The sequence below is a fragment of the Edaphovirga cremea genome (assembly GCF_003332275.1).
GTDB classification, from domain to species: Bacteria; Pseudomonadota; Gammaproteobacteria; order Enterobacterales; family Enterobacteriaceae; genus Edaphovirga; species Edaphovirga cremea.
This window is the reverse complement of record NZ_QOVA01000002.1, coordinates 57,661-72,960: the sequence shown is the minus strand read 5'-3', so window position 1 is coordinate 72,960 and position 15,300 is coordinate 57,661. Positions and strand designations below refer to the sequence as shown.

General features: G+C 52.1%; 18 protein-coding genes. 4 read left to right on the top strand and 14 right to left on the bottom strand.

The window, feature by feature from the left end; all coding sequences use genetic code 11:
* Positions 1-4 precede the first annotated feature (4 nt).
* The gene (gene ytfE / locus DRI82_RS03270) at positions 5-670 is read left to right on the top strand and encodes an iron-sulfur cluster repair protein YtfE (protein ID WP_114192081.1); all 666 of its coding nucleotides are present in this window, start codon (positions 5-7) and stop codon (positions 668-670) included.
* An 87-nt stretch (positions 671-757) separates the two neighbouring features.
* On the opposite strand, the gene bamJ is transcribed toward ytfE, so the two are convergent.
* Positions 758-1,378, bottom strand: coding sequence for a BamJ family beta-barrel-assembly machinery protein (gene bamJ, locus DRI82_RS03265; RefSeq protein ID WP_114192080.1), 621 nt, complete (start codon positions 1,376-1,378; stop codon positions 758-760).
* Positions 1,379-1,706: 328 nt separating this feature from the next.
* Here bamJ and DRI82_RS03260 point away from each other — a divergent pair, with 328 nt between their 5' ends.
* Complete coding sequence (locus tag DRI82_RS03260; RefSeq protein ID WP_114192079.1) at positions 1,707-2,417, top strand: OapA family protein; 711 nt, start codon at positions 1,707-1,709, stop codon at positions 2,415-2,417.
* On the opposite strand, the gene DRI82_RS03255 is transcribed toward DRI82_RS03260, so the two are convergent.
* The 6 genes from DRI82_RS03255 to yjfP form a co-directional block, all read right to left on the bottom strand.
* Positions 2,414-2,782, bottom strand: a complete 369-nt coding sequence (locus tag DRI82_RS03255; RefSeq protein WP_114192078.1) for a DUF488 domain-containing protein — start codon at positions 2,780-2,782, stop codon at positions 2,414-2,416. The genes DRI82_RS03260 and DRI82_RS03255 overlap by 4 nt on opposite strands.
* 136 nt (positions 2,783-2,918) lie before the next feature.
* On the bottom strand, positions 2,919-3,368 hold the full coding sequence (rplI, locus tag DRI82_RS03250; RefSeq protein ID WP_114192077.1) for a 50S ribosomal protein L9: 450 nt from the start codon (positions 3,366-3,368) through the stop codon (positions 2,919-2,921).
* A 41-nt stretch (positions 3,369-3,409) separates the two neighbouring features.
* Positions 3,410-3,637: a 30S ribosomal protein S18 gene (gene rpsR / locus DRI82_RS03245; RefSeq protein ID WP_005974788.1), complete on the bottom strand. Its 228-nt coding sequence runs from the start codon at positions 3,635-3,637 to the stop codon at positions 3,410-3,412.
* 4 nt (positions 3,638-3,641) lie between these two features.
* Positions 3,642-3,959 (bottom strand): primosomal replication protein N, encoded by a 318-nt coding sequence (priB, locus tag DRI82_RS03240; protein ID WP_114192076.1) that lies wholly within the window; start codon positions 3,957-3,959, stop codon positions 3,642-3,644.
* Positions 3,960-3,964: 5 nt separating this feature from the next.
* Positions 3,965-4,360 carry a 30S ribosomal protein S6 gene (rpsF, locus tag DRI82_RS03235; protein WP_114192075.1) on the bottom strand — a complete coding sequence of 132 codons (396 nt, stop codon included), beginning with the start codon at positions 4,358-4,360 and terminating at the stop codon, positions 3,965-3,967.
* Between the two features lie 421 nt (positions 4,361-4,781).
* Positions 4,782-5,531 (bottom strand): esterase, encoded by a 750-nt coding sequence (yjfP, locus tag DRI82_RS03230; RefSeq protein WP_114192074.1) that lies wholly within the window; start codon positions 5,529-5,531, stop codon positions 4,782-4,784.
* Positions 5,532-5,765: 234 nt separating this feature from the next.
* On the opposite strand from yjfP, the gene bsmA reads away from it, so the two are divergent.
* Positions 5,766-6,074 (top strand): biofilm peroxide resistance protein BsmA, encoded by a 309-nt coding sequence (gene bsmA, locus DRI82_RS03225; protein WP_114192073.1) that lies wholly within the window; start codon positions 5,766-5,768, stop codon positions 6,072-6,074.
* A 209-nt stretch (positions 6,075-6,283) separates the two neighbouring features.
* On the top strand, positions 6,284-6,559 hold the full coding sequence (locus DRI82_RS03220) for a YdgH/BhsA/McbA family protein (protein WP_114192072.1): 276 nt from the start codon (positions 6,284-6,286) through the stop codon (positions 6,557-6,559).
* 83 nt (positions 6,560-6,642) lie between these two features.
* On the opposite strand, the gene DRI82_RS03215 is transcribed toward DRI82_RS03220, so the two are convergent.
* The 7 genes from DRI82_RS03215 to hflC all read right to left on the bottom strand — a co-directional run bounded on the left by DRI82_RS03215 (position 6,643) and on the right by hflC (position 15,298).
* Positions 6,643-8,268 (bottom strand): isovaleryl-CoA dehydrogenase, encoded by a 1,626-nt coding sequence (locus tag DRI82_RS03215; protein ID WP_114192071.1) that lies wholly within the window; start codon positions 8,266-8,268, stop codon positions 6,643-6,645.
* A gap of 128 nt (positions 8,269-8,396) precedes the next feature.
* Positions 8,397-9,137, bottom strand: coding sequence for a 23S rRNA (guanosine(2251)-2'-O)-methyltransferase RlmB (rlmB, locus tag DRI82_RS03210; RefSeq protein ID WP_114192070.1), 741 nt, complete (start codon positions 9,135-9,137; stop codon positions 8,397-8,399).
* 136 nt (positions 9,138-9,273) lie between these two features.
* On the bottom strand, positions 9,274-11,874 hold the full coding sequence (rnr, locus tag DRI82_RS03205; RefSeq protein ID WP_114192401.1) for a ribonuclease R: 2,601 nt from the start codon (positions 11,872-11,874) through the stop codon (positions 9,274-9,276).
* Between the two features lie 44 nt (positions 11,875-11,918).
* Entirely contained in the window at positions 11,919-12,344 is a 426-nt protein-coding gene (gene nsrR / locus DRI82_RS03200; protein WP_114192069.1) for a nitric oxide-sensing transcriptional repressor NsrR, read from the bottom strand.
* Positions 12,345-12,573: 229 nt separating this feature from the next.
* Entirely contained in the window at positions 12,574-13,872 is a 1,299-nt protein-coding gene (locus tag DRI82_RS03195; protein ID WP_114192068.1) for an adenylosuccinate synthase, read from the bottom strand.
* Positions 13,873-14,015: 143 nt separating this feature from the next.
* On the bottom strand, positions 14,016-14,216 hold the full coding sequence (locus DRI82_RS03190; protein ID WP_114192067.1) for a DUF2065 domain-containing protein: 201 nt from the start codon (positions 14,214-14,216) through the stop codon (positions 14,016-14,018).
* Positions 14,217-14,299: 83 nt separating this feature from the next.
* A complete protein-coding gene (hflC, locus tag DRI82_RS03185) occupies positions 14,300-15,298 on the bottom strand; it encodes a protease modulator HflC (protein ID WP_114192066.1) in 999 nt (332 codons plus the stop codon).
* Positions 15,299-15,300: the final 2 nt, after the last annotated feature.

The window sequence follows — 15,300 nt, the reverse complement described above, 5'->3', positions numbered from 1 at the left end:
CACCATGGATTATCGCAATCAGGCACTTGGTTCACTGGCTATCTCAATTCCCCGCGCCACCAAACTCTTCCGTCAGCATGATCTCGATTTTTGCTGCGGAGGCAAACAGACACTGCTGCGGGCGGCAACGAAAAAAGATCTCGATATCGATCTGCTGGAATCCCAGCTCGCCGCACTGTCAGCGCAGCCTTCTGAAGATCAGAACTGGCAGCACAGTCCGCTCAGCGACATTATCGATTACATCATTCCACGCTTTCACGAGCGCCATCGCGAACAGTTGCCAGAATTGATTCTGATGGCTGAAAAAGTTGAGCGCGTGCATCATGACAAACCCTTATGTCCACGCGGCCTGGCGGCACAATTGACGCTGATCCATCAGGATCTGGCGAACCACATGATGAAAGAAGAGCAGATCCTTTTTCCTATGATCCAACAAGGGATGGGAGCACACGCGGCTGGACCAATTTCAGTCATGGAACATGAGCATGACGATGCGGGCGATCAGTTGGAGATCGTCAAAACGCTGACACAGAATGTCACGCCACCGGAAGGCGCTTGCACGACCTGGCGTGCTTTGTATACGGGGATCAATGAATTTATCAATGACTTGATGGAGCATATCCATCTGGAAAACAATTTGCTGTTCCCACGCGCCTTACGTGGCGAGTAGCTAATAGCGCGGGGAACACCAGCGTATCCTGAATAAAAAAGGCGGCCAGCGGGTGAAAGTCATCACGCTGGCCGCCCTTTTCTGCTGTTACAGGATCTCTAACAGCTCTACATCAAACATCAGCGCACTGAACGGTGGAATTGATGCGCCCGCGCCACGCTCGCCATAGGCCAGGTTGTGCGGAATATACAATTGCCATTTAGAACCGACTGGCATCAGGGTCAATGCTTCGATCCAACCCGGAATCACACCACTGACCGGGAATTCAGCGGGTTGTCCACGTTCAACGGAGCTGTCGAATACGACACCATTGGTTAAACGGCCCGTGTAATGGACGCGTACGCGATCCTTACGGCCTGGGACCTTACCTTGACCCTCTTGCAGCACAGTGAACTGTAAACCGGACTCGGTGCTGGTCACGCCGTCACGCTTGGCGTTCTCTTCCAGAAATTTCTGGCCTTCAACGGCCAACTCTTTCTGGCGCTCAACACGCACGGCATCAGCACGCTCGTGAATCTCACGCAGTGCGCGATGAACCACGTCTACCGGCACAGACGGTGCATTCCCTTCCAGCGCATCCTGTAAACCCGCAAGCAGTGCTTCAGGTTGCAGACCTTCCAGACCAGACTCTTGCAACTGCTGGCCGACCTGTAAACCAATCCCGTAACTTGCTTGCGCTTCAACGCTATCAAAAGAAGGGGTTGTCATGAATTTTCCTTTAGTCTTTAAAAAGTCGAAGGCGCAGCATAACAGCGCAGAAGTTTGCGGTAAAATCTTGCATAAGGAATGGTGACTTTTGTCCGCAGAAAAGAAACAATGAAGCAGAGCGAAACCGCTCGGTTGGGAACTGCTGCTATTTGGGTGCCGCTTTCTGCTTCAAGCAGTTAACCGACTATACTCGTCATTCGGCAACTCGAATTATTTAGAGTGTATACTTAGTACAGTGGCTTTTGCCGGTAACGCATTTTTCTGCGTACCGAATTATGTAGTATCAGTTTACGCTGCAGTTGGTTCGGCTGTAGTAAGAGAGGTAGTCATGGGCAGAATCGCGCCCAGGAGAAGGAAAACCACCCGTATCTATCAGCCTATGTTGAGAAGCTGGGTCAGTATGATACCCAAGTTTAAACGCGAGGACGGTAGCACGCCAAGGGAGGTTGAAGATGAGGCTGACGCAGAGGTGGATGCCGAAACGAAAACTGAGACGGATGTGAAAACAACGCGCCCAGGTCCAAAGGAGTGGCTGAATAAAATCTGGCATTTGCCGGACAATTTTGGCTGGATGCAGCCCTTACCGCCATTTCACAGGCGCTGGATCCTGATTGCAGCATTGGTCGTGGTTATCGCCATTCTTTGGCCGTCTTCTTCCCCTTCCCAATTCCCGGTGCAATCTGTTCTGGATCAAACCAGCAATATTCCGCTTCAGGCGGAATTAACCCCTGACAATGCCAGTACGCGTGCGCCTGTTACGTCCACGGAACAAACGGGCAACTGGCGCGAATACCAGATTCAGTCCGGCCAGACGCTCGCGCAGCTGTTCCGCGATAACAATCTTGTCGTCAACGACGTGTTTGCCATGGCCCAGGTCGAAGGGAGCGATAAGCCATTGAGCAACCTGAAATCTGGCCAACAGGTCAAAATTCAGCAAAACGCCAACGGCGTAGTCACTGCGCTGGAAATCGAGACCACCAATAATGTGCCCGTGCGTTTTTCGCGGCAGTCAGACGGCAGCTATCGCCGCGACCGTTAATCGGTCTGGTTAGCCTTGCCCAGTAAAAAGTCGCGCAGGATAATGGCATGATTTTGCTGCAAATTTTTGCTGCCATATAACAGCGTGATATTCTGATTTTGCTGCAACAAGTCCACGAGCGGTTGCCATTCCTTTCCCGCTTCCAACTCTTGCCAATATGATTGGGTAAACTGCGGCCACTCCTCAAGATTCTTGTGGAACCACTGACGGAGTTCATTGCTGGGTGCCACATTTTTCAGCCAGACGACCCCTTGCAGGCGCTCTTTGCTGATGCCGCGAGGCCAGAGCCGATCGACGAGAAAACTATTCTCCGCAGCCGGTTGAGTGTGATCGTAAATGCGTTTGAGGGTGATGGTTGCCTGCATGCGTGCTCTCCTTTGTATTCCAGACGCTTCCATTACTGAGACAACAAGATTGCTGGTCACAGTGTAATGCGCAGGAACACCTGAAAGCAAAACGCCGGCACAAGGCCGGCGTTAAACGGGTCAACAAAGTAAAAACTTACTCTGCAACCACAACTACATTCAGCTGAGCGAATACGTCGCTGTGTACCTGGAAGTGAACTTCATGATCACCCACAGTACGCAGAACGCCGTTCGGCAGACGAACTTCACTCTTCGCTACTTCAACGCCTGCTGCAGTAACTGCATCAGCGATGTCGCGAGTACCGATAGAGCCGAACAGTTTACCTTCGTCGCCTGATTTAGACGCGATGGTGACACTGCCCAGTTCGTTAATTTTAGTGGCGCGTGCGTTGGCAGCGTTCAGAACGTCAGCCAGTTTGGCTTCCAGTTCTGCACGACGTGCTTCAAAGAACTCAACGTTTTTCTTGGTAGCCGGGACAGCTTTGCCCTGTGGTACCAGGAAGTTACGGGCATAGCCCGCTTTAACGTTAACCTGGTCGCCCAGGCTGCCCAGGTTTGCTACTTTATCAAGCAGAATAACTTGCATTACCTTATCCTCTCAAAGTCTCGTTAATGGACAGTGGCCGATTACTGATGACGATCAGTGTACGGCAACAAAGACAGGTAGCGCGCGCGCTTGATAGCACGGGCCAGCTGACGCTGATATTTTGCACGAGTACCGGTAATACGGCTCGGGACAATCTTACCACTTTCAGTGATGTAGTTTTTCAGCGTAGCGATGTCTTTATAGTCAATCTCTACAACGCCTTCCGCGGTGAAACGGCAGAACTTGCGACGACGGAAATAACGTGCCATATGGCTAGTCTCCAGAATCTATCAATTCAATCTGCTCGGCATGCAGAACCACTTTATTCAGTCCATTGCGCCCTTGATGGCAACTAATGAACCCGGATACCGTGACCTGACTGCCGACCGTTAACTTCTGAGTGAGTGCTTGTGACTGTTGTCCGCTGACTACCACGGGCATTCTGCACCAGGCTTGTCTGCTAAATCCGGCTTCCTGCTGCTGCGAACGGTGCTCAAGCACAAATTGGCAATGCGGAATACCGGAAGGACTGACTTTTCGAACCGGTGTTTTGCACACTGTGCCAGTTAACACCAACCGATTAGTCGTCACGGCAATTATTCTTCAGAATCCCCAACATCAGCATCATCATGGGCTTCAGTAGCGAAATCTTCACGACGCTCACGGCGTTCGTCTTTCGCTTTAACCATTGGAGATGCTTCAGTGACCGCATGCTTAACGCGCATGATCATGTTGCGGATAACGGCGTCGTTGAAGCGGAAGTTAGTTTCCAGCTCATCGATCGCTTCCTGCGGGGCTTCAACGTTCAGCAGAACGTAGTGAGCTTTGTGCAGTTTATTGATCGGGTAAGCCAGTTGACGGCGGCCCCAGTCTTCCAGACGGTGAATCTGACCAGCAGCGTTAGTGATGGTTGCACTATAACGCTCGATCATGCCCGGAACCTGTTCGCTTTGGTCAGGATGGACCATAAAAACGATTTCGTAATGACGCATCGAATTGCTCCTTACGGATTATTCAGCCTTCTGATAGGGTCAGCCGCGGCCCATGAAGGCAAGGAACGTGATTTTTGTGCGGCTGAAAAATGACGCGCAATTATAGGTTCGGGTGCCCGGAAACTCAAGGACTCTCTCGGTCTTATTTACGAAAGCGGGAAATAGTCAGGCAGCGCGGGGAGTCGCAAAAATAAGAAAAAATATCTCTATGAGAAATATCAATCAGTTACGCGGTTTTCGTTCAATTATTTTGATCATCAGCATCAATAAATGATGGTTTATTAATCGGCAGAACCTTCTATTCTTAATCTCATGAACGACACCAAGAGTACCAGTACCGGGGAAACTCACCTATACCTAGAAAGCCATCTTGAATTTCGCCCCCGCACTGCGGGGGCTTTTTTTTGCCTGTCGTCGCCATTCAGAGATGGTGCCGGAAAAAAGCCACACAAGCTTGCAATGCAGGTGGCGTGATCTTATGGCCGATGTGCGCTTCAGTCAGATAGGTAAGATTCTTGTCCAGCCCCTTTTCCTGCAGGTCGCGCCGCAAGCGTTCACTTTCCGCCAGAGGCACAACGTCATCGGCTTCACCATGCCAAACCAGCAGCGGACGATCGGCAACCCGTGACAATTGCTCGCTGATATCATATTCAAGCAATGGCGCGATTCGCAACTGATGCTCTTCGGAAGTCAGTGCGCGGCCTTGTTGCAAAGGTGGAAACAATGTATGCGATAGCGAACTAAAATAACCGGAGCCCATGAATGCCGCCGCCGAGGCAATCCACTCGTAGCGGGTCAGCGCCCCCAGCGTCGTCATTCCCCCCATTGACGCGCCACACACGCCAATTCTCCCCTCTTCAATCAGTCCGCGCTGTTCATACACCTGCTTCAGCCCAGCCAATTCGTCGATGTTCTGCCAGAGGATCTCCCAAAAATGATCCAGTCTGCGCTGTTCATCGCCGTCATAGCGTTCGCCATGCATGTTGGCATCGGGCGCAATCACTCGGAATCCGGCACTGGCCAGCGCGTAAGCAAAGTATGAGTACACTTCTTTTGAGGAAGTAAAACCGTGATAGAAAAATACCGTGGGCAACGGCTGCGCTCTTCGCCCTGCAGGTGCCGCATGAATGACGTGGATCCCTTCAACCTGCTCTTCAAACATCTCAATCATCGGCTAACCCCTTATGGCTACTGTTACGGCAGTACTTCGTCGTCATTATTCTATCGGGAAGGGCAAATGTCTTCGCTACGATTATGGAATGATTTATAGCGATAATGCCTGAATACAATCTTTCGCCAAAAATGCGCCGCGGATTTGACCATTAATGTTGTTGGCTGTCAGCCAGCGGCAGAACGCGTTAAACTGTAGCCATCAACTCAATCTGCCTGCCGCCAAGAGTGAATTATGCGCTTATCCCGTCCCTGCCTGATTTTGCTGTTGATTGTCCAACTCGCTGCTTGCGGAGTAATGAAAACCACGCCTGTGCCGCCACCTGCACCCACCAGCCAGGCGCAGCAAGTCACCCGCGCACAGACATCGACACTGCAAAAAATCGGCACCATTTCGGTCAACGTGATCGGTAGCCCAATGAATGTTGAAGACGCCATTCAACAAAGAGCGCAGTTCGCAGGTGCGCGTTATTATTTGATCATCATGATGAGCGAGACGATCATTCCGAGCCAATGGTATGGTCAGGCGATCCTTTATCGTTGAGCATTGATATAACTCAACATCTTTGCTGAAGCAGCTTTACAAACTGCTTTCACAACCTGAGCTTTTATTCGCCAGAATGATTTCAGGACGCTCGCGAGATCCGACACTCATGGAGAACTCCCGTGACTTACCCTCTAATGGGAGTCTTTGTGAGCAATGGTCCCTCAACCGATGGTGTGTCCTGTGTCTGGATACCGTAGGAGCTCGCAATGCAAAGATCTGCCGTTCTGACATCGTTGTTACTTTCGATAGGGCTGCTTGCCTCCACTGCGCAAGCTGCAGATTCTGTTACCGCTGACCGTGCAACCGGTATGAGTCAGGTAGGAACGGTGACCGTCCAGGGGATTATCGGTAACCCGCAAGATGTTGAAGATGCTGTTGCCAAAAAGGCCCAAAGCCAGGGTGCCAGTTATTATCGCATCATCTCTATGCAAGACAGCGCCAGTCAAAACAGTTGGCGTGCGACTGCAGCGATATACCGTTAATCTCGCACACAAAAGAGGCACTCGTTTTATGGGGTGCCTCTTTTTTATTTGCCCATGTAGTTACACCAGTTGAGTTACCCGGCTTAGCCACCGGTAGCACGCTCAAGCAATACCTGACAAACTTCCTCAGGCAACGGACTTTCACCCCGGTGGTCCAATGTCATTCTGCACCAGGCATCCGCCAGCGGAGGTGAGGAAAACTTCAGCATCTGCGCCGCACAACAGAGATTGAACAGTTGCGCCGTCAACGTCCTGGCCTGCTCCTCCATTGGCCGCGCCATACGTTGATTCAACTGTCGCCATGCGTGATCAAACAGGCGGTTCTGCCCTTTAGCGTCCTGTAACTCCAATTGCAGCATCTCATAGGCGGCAGGTAATTTGTGCAGTGTCCGCAGAACGTCAAGGCACATGATGTTACCTGAGCCTTCCCAAATACTGTTGACCGGCATTTCGCGATACAAACGCGGTAACTCGCTCTCTTCGCAATAACCAATTCCGCCGAGCACTTCCATTGCTTCCGCTACAAACGCGCTACCCTGATGGCAAATGCTGAATTTGGCGGCGGGCGTCAACAGGCGAGAAAACATCTGTTCCAGGGGATCCTGCTGGTTTTCCCACGCACGGGCCAAGCGGAATAGCAGCGTGGTATGGCCTTCAAGCCGCAGCGCCATTCGGCAAAGAACCTGACGCATCAGCGGTTGCTCCACCAGCGTTTTGCCAAAAGCCTGACGCTGAAACGCGTGGTACAACGCAATGGACAGGGCGCGACGCATCAATGCATGGCTGCCCAATGCACAGTCGAAACGGGTGTAGCCGCCCATTTTCAGGATTTGCCTGATGCCTTCCCCCTCTTCGCCCAGCAACCACGCTGTCGCATCCTGAAACTCAACTTCGCTGCTGGCATTGGAGCGATTCCCCAGTTTGTCTTTCAAACGCTCCAGTCGCACTGCGTTGCGGGTGCCGTCTGGCAATATCCGCGGCAGGAAGAAGCACGAAGGCCCACCTTCCGTTTGCGCCAGAACCAAATGGGCGTCGCTTTGCGGGACAGAGAAAAACCACTTATGCCCGACCAACCGATACGCTTTGCCCGTTCCGGCAGTCGCTAAGGGCACCGCACGGGTTGTATTGCTCAGCACGTCCGAGCCACCTTGTTTTTCGGTCATTCCCATCCCAATCAATAACCCGCGTTTTTGATCGCCGGGATGTGAATGGCTGTCGTAACGATCGGAAAGCAGCGGTATCAGCCAGGGAAATTCAGCGGGAAGTGTGTGTTTCAGCAGCGGGATGGCGCCAAAAGTCATGGTAATCGGGCATAACGTCCCAGCTTCAACCTGACCATGCAGAATAAAGCGGGCGGCTCTGGCAACGAAAGAACCGATTCTGGCATCGTCCTGCCAGGGTAGATTATGGATGCGGTTATTCACCAATCCCTGCATCAGCAGATGCCAGGCGGGATGAAAACGGACTTCATCAATACGCTGACCGCTGGCGTCGTAGCGCAACAGTTCCGGGGGATTGGCATTCGCCAGCCGACCCAGCTCCAATGATTCCGCCGAACCCAATTGCTGGCCCAGTGACGCCAGAACATCGACATCCCAACTTGCATGCTCGCGGATCACGGCTTCGCGAAGCGGGGTGTCCGACAGGAACAGATTGCTGTTGCTGAGGGGTTTGGGTTGATTAAAGACCGTATGCGTATTCCAGACCATAGACGTTCCCCCATTCAATGTGTCTCGGGTTAAGTATGGTCAGATAACGATTTTTTACCGCAGAATCGATCACAGGGCAGGAAATAACAGAAAGGCAGCGGAACGCAGATGCGCCCCGCTGTATGGCATCAGCTCTTCAGGGAGCGCTGGCGTACTACTTCAAACAGACAAACACCGGTAGCCACGGACACATTCAGGGAAGAAACGGTACCGGCCATGGGAATACTGATTAGCTCATCGCAATGTTCACGGGTCAGGCGACGCATACCTTCCCCTTCAGCACCCATTACCAGCGCCATAGGTCCGGTCATTTTACTTTGATACAGCGTGTGATCGGCCTCACCTGCGGTTCCGACAATCCACACGTTGCTCTCTTGCAGTAAACGCAAGGTCCGCGCCAGATTAGTGACGCGAATCAGGGGGACGTTTTCAGCTGCACCGCTGGCGACTTTTTTTGCGGTTGCATTCAACTGGGCAGAGCGATCGCGCGGAACGATAACCGCATGAACGCCAGCAGCATCGGCATTACGTAAACAGGCGCCTAAATTATGCGGGTCGGTAACGCCGTCCAGCACCAGCAGCAGCGGGTTTTCGATCCCTTCCAGTAGCGCAGGCAGGTCGTTTTCCTGATACTGACGCCCTTCGCGCACCCGGGCAATAATTCCCTGATGCACTGCGCCTTCGGCTTTTTCATCCAGCCACTGGCGGTTAGCCACCTGAATCACAATACCAATCGCTTCCAGCTCTTCCACCACCGGTTGCAGGCGACGATCGTCCCTGCCTTTCAGGATGAAAACTTCGAGGAAACGCTGGGGATCGCGCTCCAGCAGGGCTTTAACTGCATGGATACCGTAAATAATTTCGCTCATGATGCTCTTTCAATTTTCTGACTGTTAAACCTACTGACGGGTTTCCATAACCCGTCAGTAGGTGAAAAAAGGTGGGCGATGTTATTGTCGCCCGGAAATAGTTTTTGTCGCCCGGAAATAAAGGACGGATCTGTCGTTAACCTTCTGTTTTGGTATTTTTCTTGGCACGTTTGGCTTTGGTCGCAGCGGCAATTTTCTTGGTTTTTTCCGACACGTTTTTCGCTTTCTTCGCTTTCTGATCCTTGCTCACCGTCGCGGGTTTATCGCCCTCTTTCTTGCGCGCAGCAAAAGCGGGTTCAGTTGCGCTGGCCGGTTTTTTGCCCCCGCGACGCGGTGGTTTACTGCGCGATGAAGGTTGATCTTTCCCGGCTGCACCAGATTTGTCGCCTTCTTTACGGAACGCACTGTCCGGCTCAAAATTGGCTGGCTTCTTGCCACTGCGGCGTGGTGCCTTGCCGCGCGAAGGCGCGTCGCTCCGCATGGTGCGGCCACGGGAGCCCTCTTTCTTACCATTGTCGCGGGCAGTTTTACCTTCACCGCGAGATTTCCGGGTACTGGAAACCAACGCGAAATCGATTTTCCGCTCATCGAGATGGACTGCTTCAACGCGAATTTCAACGGTATCCCCCAGGCGATAAACCTGGCCTGAGGATTCGCCAATCAGGCGCTGACCAATACTGTCAAAGCGATAATAGTCGTTATCCAGCGTGGAGACGTGAACCAGCCCGTCGATGAACAGGTCGCTCAGGCGCACAAAGAAGCCAAATCCCGTGACGCTGGCGATAATACCACTGAAGACTTCACCCACGTGATCCTGCATGAAGTCGCACTTGAGCCAGTCAGCAACGTTACGCGTCGCTTCGTCAGCGCGGCGTTCGGTCATTGAGCAGTGCTCACCGAGTTGCAGCATGTCTTCGTAATCGCTATGCCAGCCGCCGGTTGGCGTCCAGCGATCTTTCACGTTACCGTGCTCTTTCGCTAACTGGTATTTGATCGCCCGGTGCATCGCCAAATCGGGATAGCGGCGAATCGGTGAAGTAAAGTGCCCATAAGATGCCAGCGCCAGACCAAAGTGGCCACGGTTTTCCGGGTCGTAAATCGCCTGTTTCATTGAGCGCAGCAGCATCGTTTGCAGCATCTCATGATCGGGACGCTCAGCCACTTCATCCATCAACTGCGCATAGTCTTTTGGCTCCGGCTTCATACCCCCGCCAAGAACCAGGCCCAGCTCGTTCAGAACGCTCTTCAGCGCAGAAATGTGATCGTCACTCGGGCGATCGTGCACGCGGAACAATGCAGGTTCGTTATTCTTTTCAACGAAGCGTGCGGCGGCGACGTTCGCCATGATCATACACTCTTCGATCAGTTTGTGGGCGTCATTACGTACGGTCGGTTCAACACGTTCAATACGGCGCTCGGCATTGAAGATAAATTTGGCTTCTTCGGTCTCGAAACCGATACCGCCACGCTCTTTACGCGCCTGATCCAGGGCCTTGTACATCACGTGCAATTCCTGGAGGTGTTTGACCAGCGGATGATACTGCTCGCGCAGTTCCTCATTGCCTTCAATAATATGCCAGACCTTGGTGTAGGTCAGACGGGCGTGCGAACTCATCACTGCTTCGTAGAATTTGGACGTCGACAGACGCCCCTGTGCGGAGATAGTCATCTCACACACCATGCACAGGCGATCAACTTGCGGGTTAAGCGAACACAATCCGTTGGAGAGCACTTCCGGCAGCATCGGTACTACCTGTGACGGGAAGTAAACCGAGTTGCCCCGGCTGCGCGCTTCGTCATCAAGCGCAGTACGCGGGCGCACATAATAACTGACGTCAGCAATGGCAACCCAGAGACGCCAACCACCACCGCGTTTCTTCTCGCAGTAAACCGCATCATCGAAGTCACGGGCATCTTCACCGTCGATCGTCACCAAAGGCAGATCACGTAAATCAACGCGGCCTTTTTTGGCCTCTTCAGGCACTTGTTCGCTCAGGGACTCAACCTGTTTTTCCACTTGTGGCGGCCAGGTATGAGGAATTTCATGCGTACGCAAGGCGATGTCGACAGCCATGCTGGTACCCATTTTATCGCCGAGGATTTCAACTATTTGACCCACGGCTTTAGTGCGGCGGGTTGGGCGTTGGGTCAATTCGACAACCACCATATAGCCCATGCGTGCGCCGCTCACGGCATCCGGTGGGATGAGGATATCGAAACTCAAACGGCTGTCGTCTGGTACCACAAAACCGGTACCGGCATCGGTAAAATAGCGGCCAACAATCTGGCTGGTTTTCGGCACCAGCACGCGAACAATGCGCGCTTCGCGGCGACCTTTACGATCTTCACCGATCGGTTGCGCGAGCACAACGTCGCCATGAATAGCCATTTTCATCTGTTCAGCAGACAGATAGATGTCTTCTTTCTTACCTTCCACACGCATAAAACCATAGCCGTCGCGGTGGCCAATGACCGTTCCGCGCAGCAAATCCAGACGTTCCGGTAAGGCGTAACATTGGCGGCGGGTAAAGACCAGTTGTCCATCACGTTCCATGGCGCGCAAACGGCGACGCAAGGCTTCCAACGCTTCTTCACCAGAAAGTTCTAATTCATTGGCCAGCTCTTCGCGGCTGGCGGGTGTTTCGCGTTTCGCCAAATGAGCAAGAATAAATTCGCGGCTCGGGATAGGGGATTCGTATTTTTCTGCTTCTCGTTCCAGAAAGGGATCTTGTGACATTGCGGTTCCTCCGTCGTCATCAGCAGGTTGCTGTTCAATAGACTTCATTCAACAAGCAATAATTTATAGAGTGGCGAATTTTCTTTCACCATATCAGCAAGGGTGTACTGATCGAGCTCTTTGAGGAAATTCTGAACAGCCGTATGCAGCACTTGCTTCAAACGGCAGGCTGGCGTGATATGGCAGAATTCAATTGAGCAGTTGACCAGGGCCAGGGGTTCCAGTTGGCGGACTACATCACCGATACGGATCTGATCCGCCGGTTTTCCGAGGCGGATACCCCCATTTTTACCCCGTACAGCGGTGACGAAGCCGACGCGACTCAATTGATTGATTATTTTGACCATATGGTTTCGTGAGACACCATAGACTTCGGTGACCTGAGAAATATTCGTCATCTGATCGTCTGGCAATGACGCCATGTAGATCAGTGCTCTCAATCCATAATCAGTAAAACTTGTTAACTGCACACATACCTCTGGGTATTAATTTACCCTGTATTTAGGCGTCTGATATGACAGCGCTTCTATTACTATAACTGAGATTACTCTTTGAATGATAAACCAGCCACAAAGTTGCGGCTAATCATTTACGCTGGGGGAGTCAATAGCAGAGGAACAACCACGGACAGGCAAAAATAACAAACCGGGCCTGTTCAGCCCGGTTATCAGAAGGGATACTGCTAACAAGCTATCTCAATCATGCATCAAACGGGTCGCGCAGAATCATCGTCTCTTCGCGATCCGGACCGGTAGAAATAATATCAATCGGTACTTCGGTCAGTTCTTCGACTCGTTTGATGTAGTTACGTGCTGCCTGAGGCAGTTTATCGAACTCTTTGACACCAAAGGTGCTTTCGCTCCAGCCAGGCATGGATTCATAGATCGGCTCAATGCCTTCCCAGTTTTCCGCTGCCAGCGGGGTAGTGGTAACCGTCGTGCCGTTTGGCAAACGATAGGCCACACAGATTTTCACTTCTTTCAGGCCATCCAGCACGTCCAGCTTGGTCATGCAGAAACCTGACAGGGAGTTGATCTGCACTGCACGGCGAACCGCAACCGCATCCAACCAACCTGTACGGCGGCGACGACCGGTCGTTGCACCATATTCGTTGCCCTGCTTGCACAGGAATTCGCCGGTTTCGTCGAACAGTTCAGTCGGGAATGGACCTGCGCCAACGCGGGTTGAGTAGGCTTTAACGATACCCAACACGTAATCAACATAACGAGGACCAATACCCGAACCGGTGGCTACGCCGCCCGCCGTGGTATTTGAAGAGGTTACGTACGGATAGGTACCGTGATCGATGTCCAACAGCGTGCCTTGGGCACCTTCAAACATGATCAGTTCACCTTTCTTACGGGCGCTGTCCAACAGTTCAGAAACATCCACTACCATGGCAGTCAGGATGTCGGCAACAGCCATCACGTCATCCAGAACTTTCTGGTAATCAACCGCTTCTTCTTTGTAGTAATTGACCAGTTGGAAGTTGTGGTAGTCAACAATCTCTTTCAACTTGACGGCAAACGTCTCTTTGTTGAAAAGATCGCCAACACGCAGACCGCGACGCGCTACTTTATCTTCATAAGCAGGGCCGATACCGCGACCGGTAGTACCGATAGCTTTCGCGCCACGTGCTTTCTCGCGCGCAACATCCAGCGCAACGTGATATTGAAGGATCAGCGGACAGGCTTCAGACAGTAACAGACGCTCTCGTACCGGGACGCCACGCGCTTCAAGCTCCGTCATCTCTTTCATCAGAGCGTCAGGCGCCAGCACAACACCGTTGCCGATGATGCTGGTAACATTTTCACGCAGAATGCCAGAGGGGATTAAGTGAAGAACGGTTTTTTCACCGTTGATTACCAGAGTATGGCCCGCATTGTGACCACCTTGGTAGCGCACAACATATTTAGCCCGTTCGGTCAGCAGGTCTACGACCTTGCCCTTACCTTCGTCACCCCATTGGGTGCCCAGTACGACGACGTTCTTACCCATCTCAAAATTCACCAGGTTGCTTAAAAAAGGATTCTACCATCTCATTATCAGGGTTTCAGTACTTTTAGCATACGATTGCGCACTTTTTTTCGACGAAAATCAGATCTGTGTCTATCATTCCCGCAACGCGTACGGTTATTTTTTTATCCACCGTTTCTGACACGCAACATGTAGTAGATCACACAGCCCGCAACCACTAATCCCCCACCAAAACGTCGTAATACCGTATCGGGCAATTGCGTCATCGCATGGATCATTTTTCGCCAGGCCTGTGGAAAAAGCATCGGTCCCAGCCCTTCCAATACCAGCACCAATCCCAATGCCAGCCAGATGGTCGAATTCATTTCTATACCCCTGATAACACTCTGAGAATACTTTGAGAAAAAGAAAAGGCCCGCGAACGGGCCTTAAAGAGAAAGCAGACTGCTTATGGACGGCTTCTTTCCGGTGATTTCATAAAGCGGAAGAAATCACTGTCCGGGCTAAGTACCATCACATCCTGCGTGTTCTTGAAGCTGACTTCATAAGCACGCAGGCTACGGAGAAATGCGTAGAAATCCGGATCCTCGCTGAATGCCGTAGCAAACAGACGGGCAGCGGCAGCATCGCCTTCACCACGGGTGATACGCGCCTGACGCTCAGCTTCTGCCAGGGTACGGGTCACTTCATAGTCAGCCGTTGCACGCAATTTCTCAGCTTCTTCCTGACCTTGCGAACGGTGGCGACGAGCTACAGCTTCACGCTCTGCACGCATACGTTGGTAGATTGCATCAGAAACTTCGGCTGGCAGGTTAATCTGCTTGATTCGCACGTCGACAACTTCAATACCCAAAGCCGCCATACTGTTTGGATTGACCTGCAACTGTTCACCGCTGGTTTCACGCTCAACGCGCTTCGCAACAGAGGCAATCGCATCATCGGCTTCCGTGGTGGCTGCTTCGTCATCTTCAGAACCGTTGTTCAGCGCATCCCGCACATCAGACATCAGGCGACCACGGGAGTCAGTAACGATATCCCGCAGATCAAGACGACCAATTTCGGAACGCAGACGGTCACTCAATTTACGTTTCAACAGCACTTCGGCCTGGGAAACATCACCCCCGCCCGTCGCCAGATAGTAACGGCTAAAGTCACTGATACGCCATTTCAGGTATGAATCGATAATCAGGTCTTTCTTCTCTTTGGTTACAAAGCGATCGGCCTGGTTATCCATCGTTTGAATACGGGCATCAAGCGTTTTTACCGACTCGATAAATGGGATTTTGAAGTGCAGGCCCGGTTCGAAAACCACAGGCTTGTTTTCGCTGTCGCGCAGGACTTTACCAAAGCGCAGCACGATACCGCGCTCACCTTCCTGAACCACAAACAGTGAAGCATAAAGCGCCACCAGCACGACAACGACGATAAGTAAAAAAGACTTACGCATTG

Excerpts from the sequence above, each read along its gene's own strand:
- bsmA (WP_114192073.1), top strand. The coding sequence starts at position 5,766 with ATGCGCTTATCCCGTCCCTGCCTGATTTTGCTGTTGATTGTCCAACTC.
- rpsR (WP_005974788.1), bottom strand. The coding sequence starts at position 3,637 with ATGGCACGTTATTTCCGTCGTCGCAAGTTCTGCCGTTTCACCGCGGAA.
- ytfE (WP_114192081.1), top strand. The coding sequence starts at position 5 with ATGGATTATCGCAATCAGGCACTTGGTTCACTGGCTATCTCAATTCCC.
- DRI82_RS03220 (WP_114192072.1), top strand. The coding sequence starts at position 6,284 with ATGCAAAGATCTGCCGTTCTGACATCGTTGTTACTTTCGATAGGGCTG.
- DRI82_RS03260 (WP_114192079.1), top strand. The coding sequence starts at position 1,707 with ATGGGCAGAATCGCGCCCAGGAGAAGGAAAACCACCCGTATCTATCAG.
- DRI82_RS03190 (WP_114192067.1), bottom strand. The coding sequence starts at position 14,216 with ATGAATTCGACCATCTGGCTGGCATTGGGATTGGTGCTGGTATTGGAA.
- DRI82_RS03215 (WP_114192071.1), bottom strand. The coding sequence starts at position 8,268 with ATGGTCTGGAATACGCATACGGTCTTTAATCAACCCAAACCCCTCAGC.
- rlmB (WP_114192070.1), bottom strand. The coding sequence starts at position 9,137 with ATGAGCGAAATTATTTACGGTATCCATGCAGTTAAAGCCCTGCTGGAG.
- rpsF (WP_114192075.1), bottom strand. The coding sequence starts at position 4,360 with ATGCGTCATTACGAAATCGTTTTTATGGTCCATCCTGACCAAAGCGAA.
- rnr (WP_114192401.1), bottom strand. The coding sequence starts at position 11,874 with ATGTCACAAGATCCCTTTCTGGAACGAGAAGCAGAAAAATACGAATCC.
- yjfP (WP_114192074.1), bottom strand. The coding sequence starts at position 5,531 with ATGATTGAGATGTTTGAAGAGCAGGTTGAAGGGATCCACGTCATTCAT.
- DRI82_RS03195 (WP_114192068.1), bottom strand. The coding sequence starts at position 13,872 with ATGGGTAAGAACGTCGTCGTACTGGGCACCCAATGGGGTGACGAAGGT.
- DRI82_RS03255 (WP_114192078.1), bottom strand. The coding sequence starts at position 2,782 with ATGCAGGCAACCATCACCCTCAAACGCATTTACGATCACACTCAACCG.
- bamJ (WP_114192080.1), bottom strand. The coding sequence starts at position 1,378 with ATGACAACCCCTTCTTTTGATAGCGTTGAAGCGCAAGCAAGTTACGGG.
- hflC (WP_114192066.1), bottom strand. The coding sequence starts at position 15,298 with ATGCGTAAGTCTTTTTTACTTATCGTCGTTGTCGTGCTGGTGGCGCTT.
- rplI (WP_114192077.1), bottom strand. The coding sequence starts at position 3,368 with ATGCAAGTTATTCTGCTTGATAAAGTAGCAAACCTGGGCAGCCTGGGC.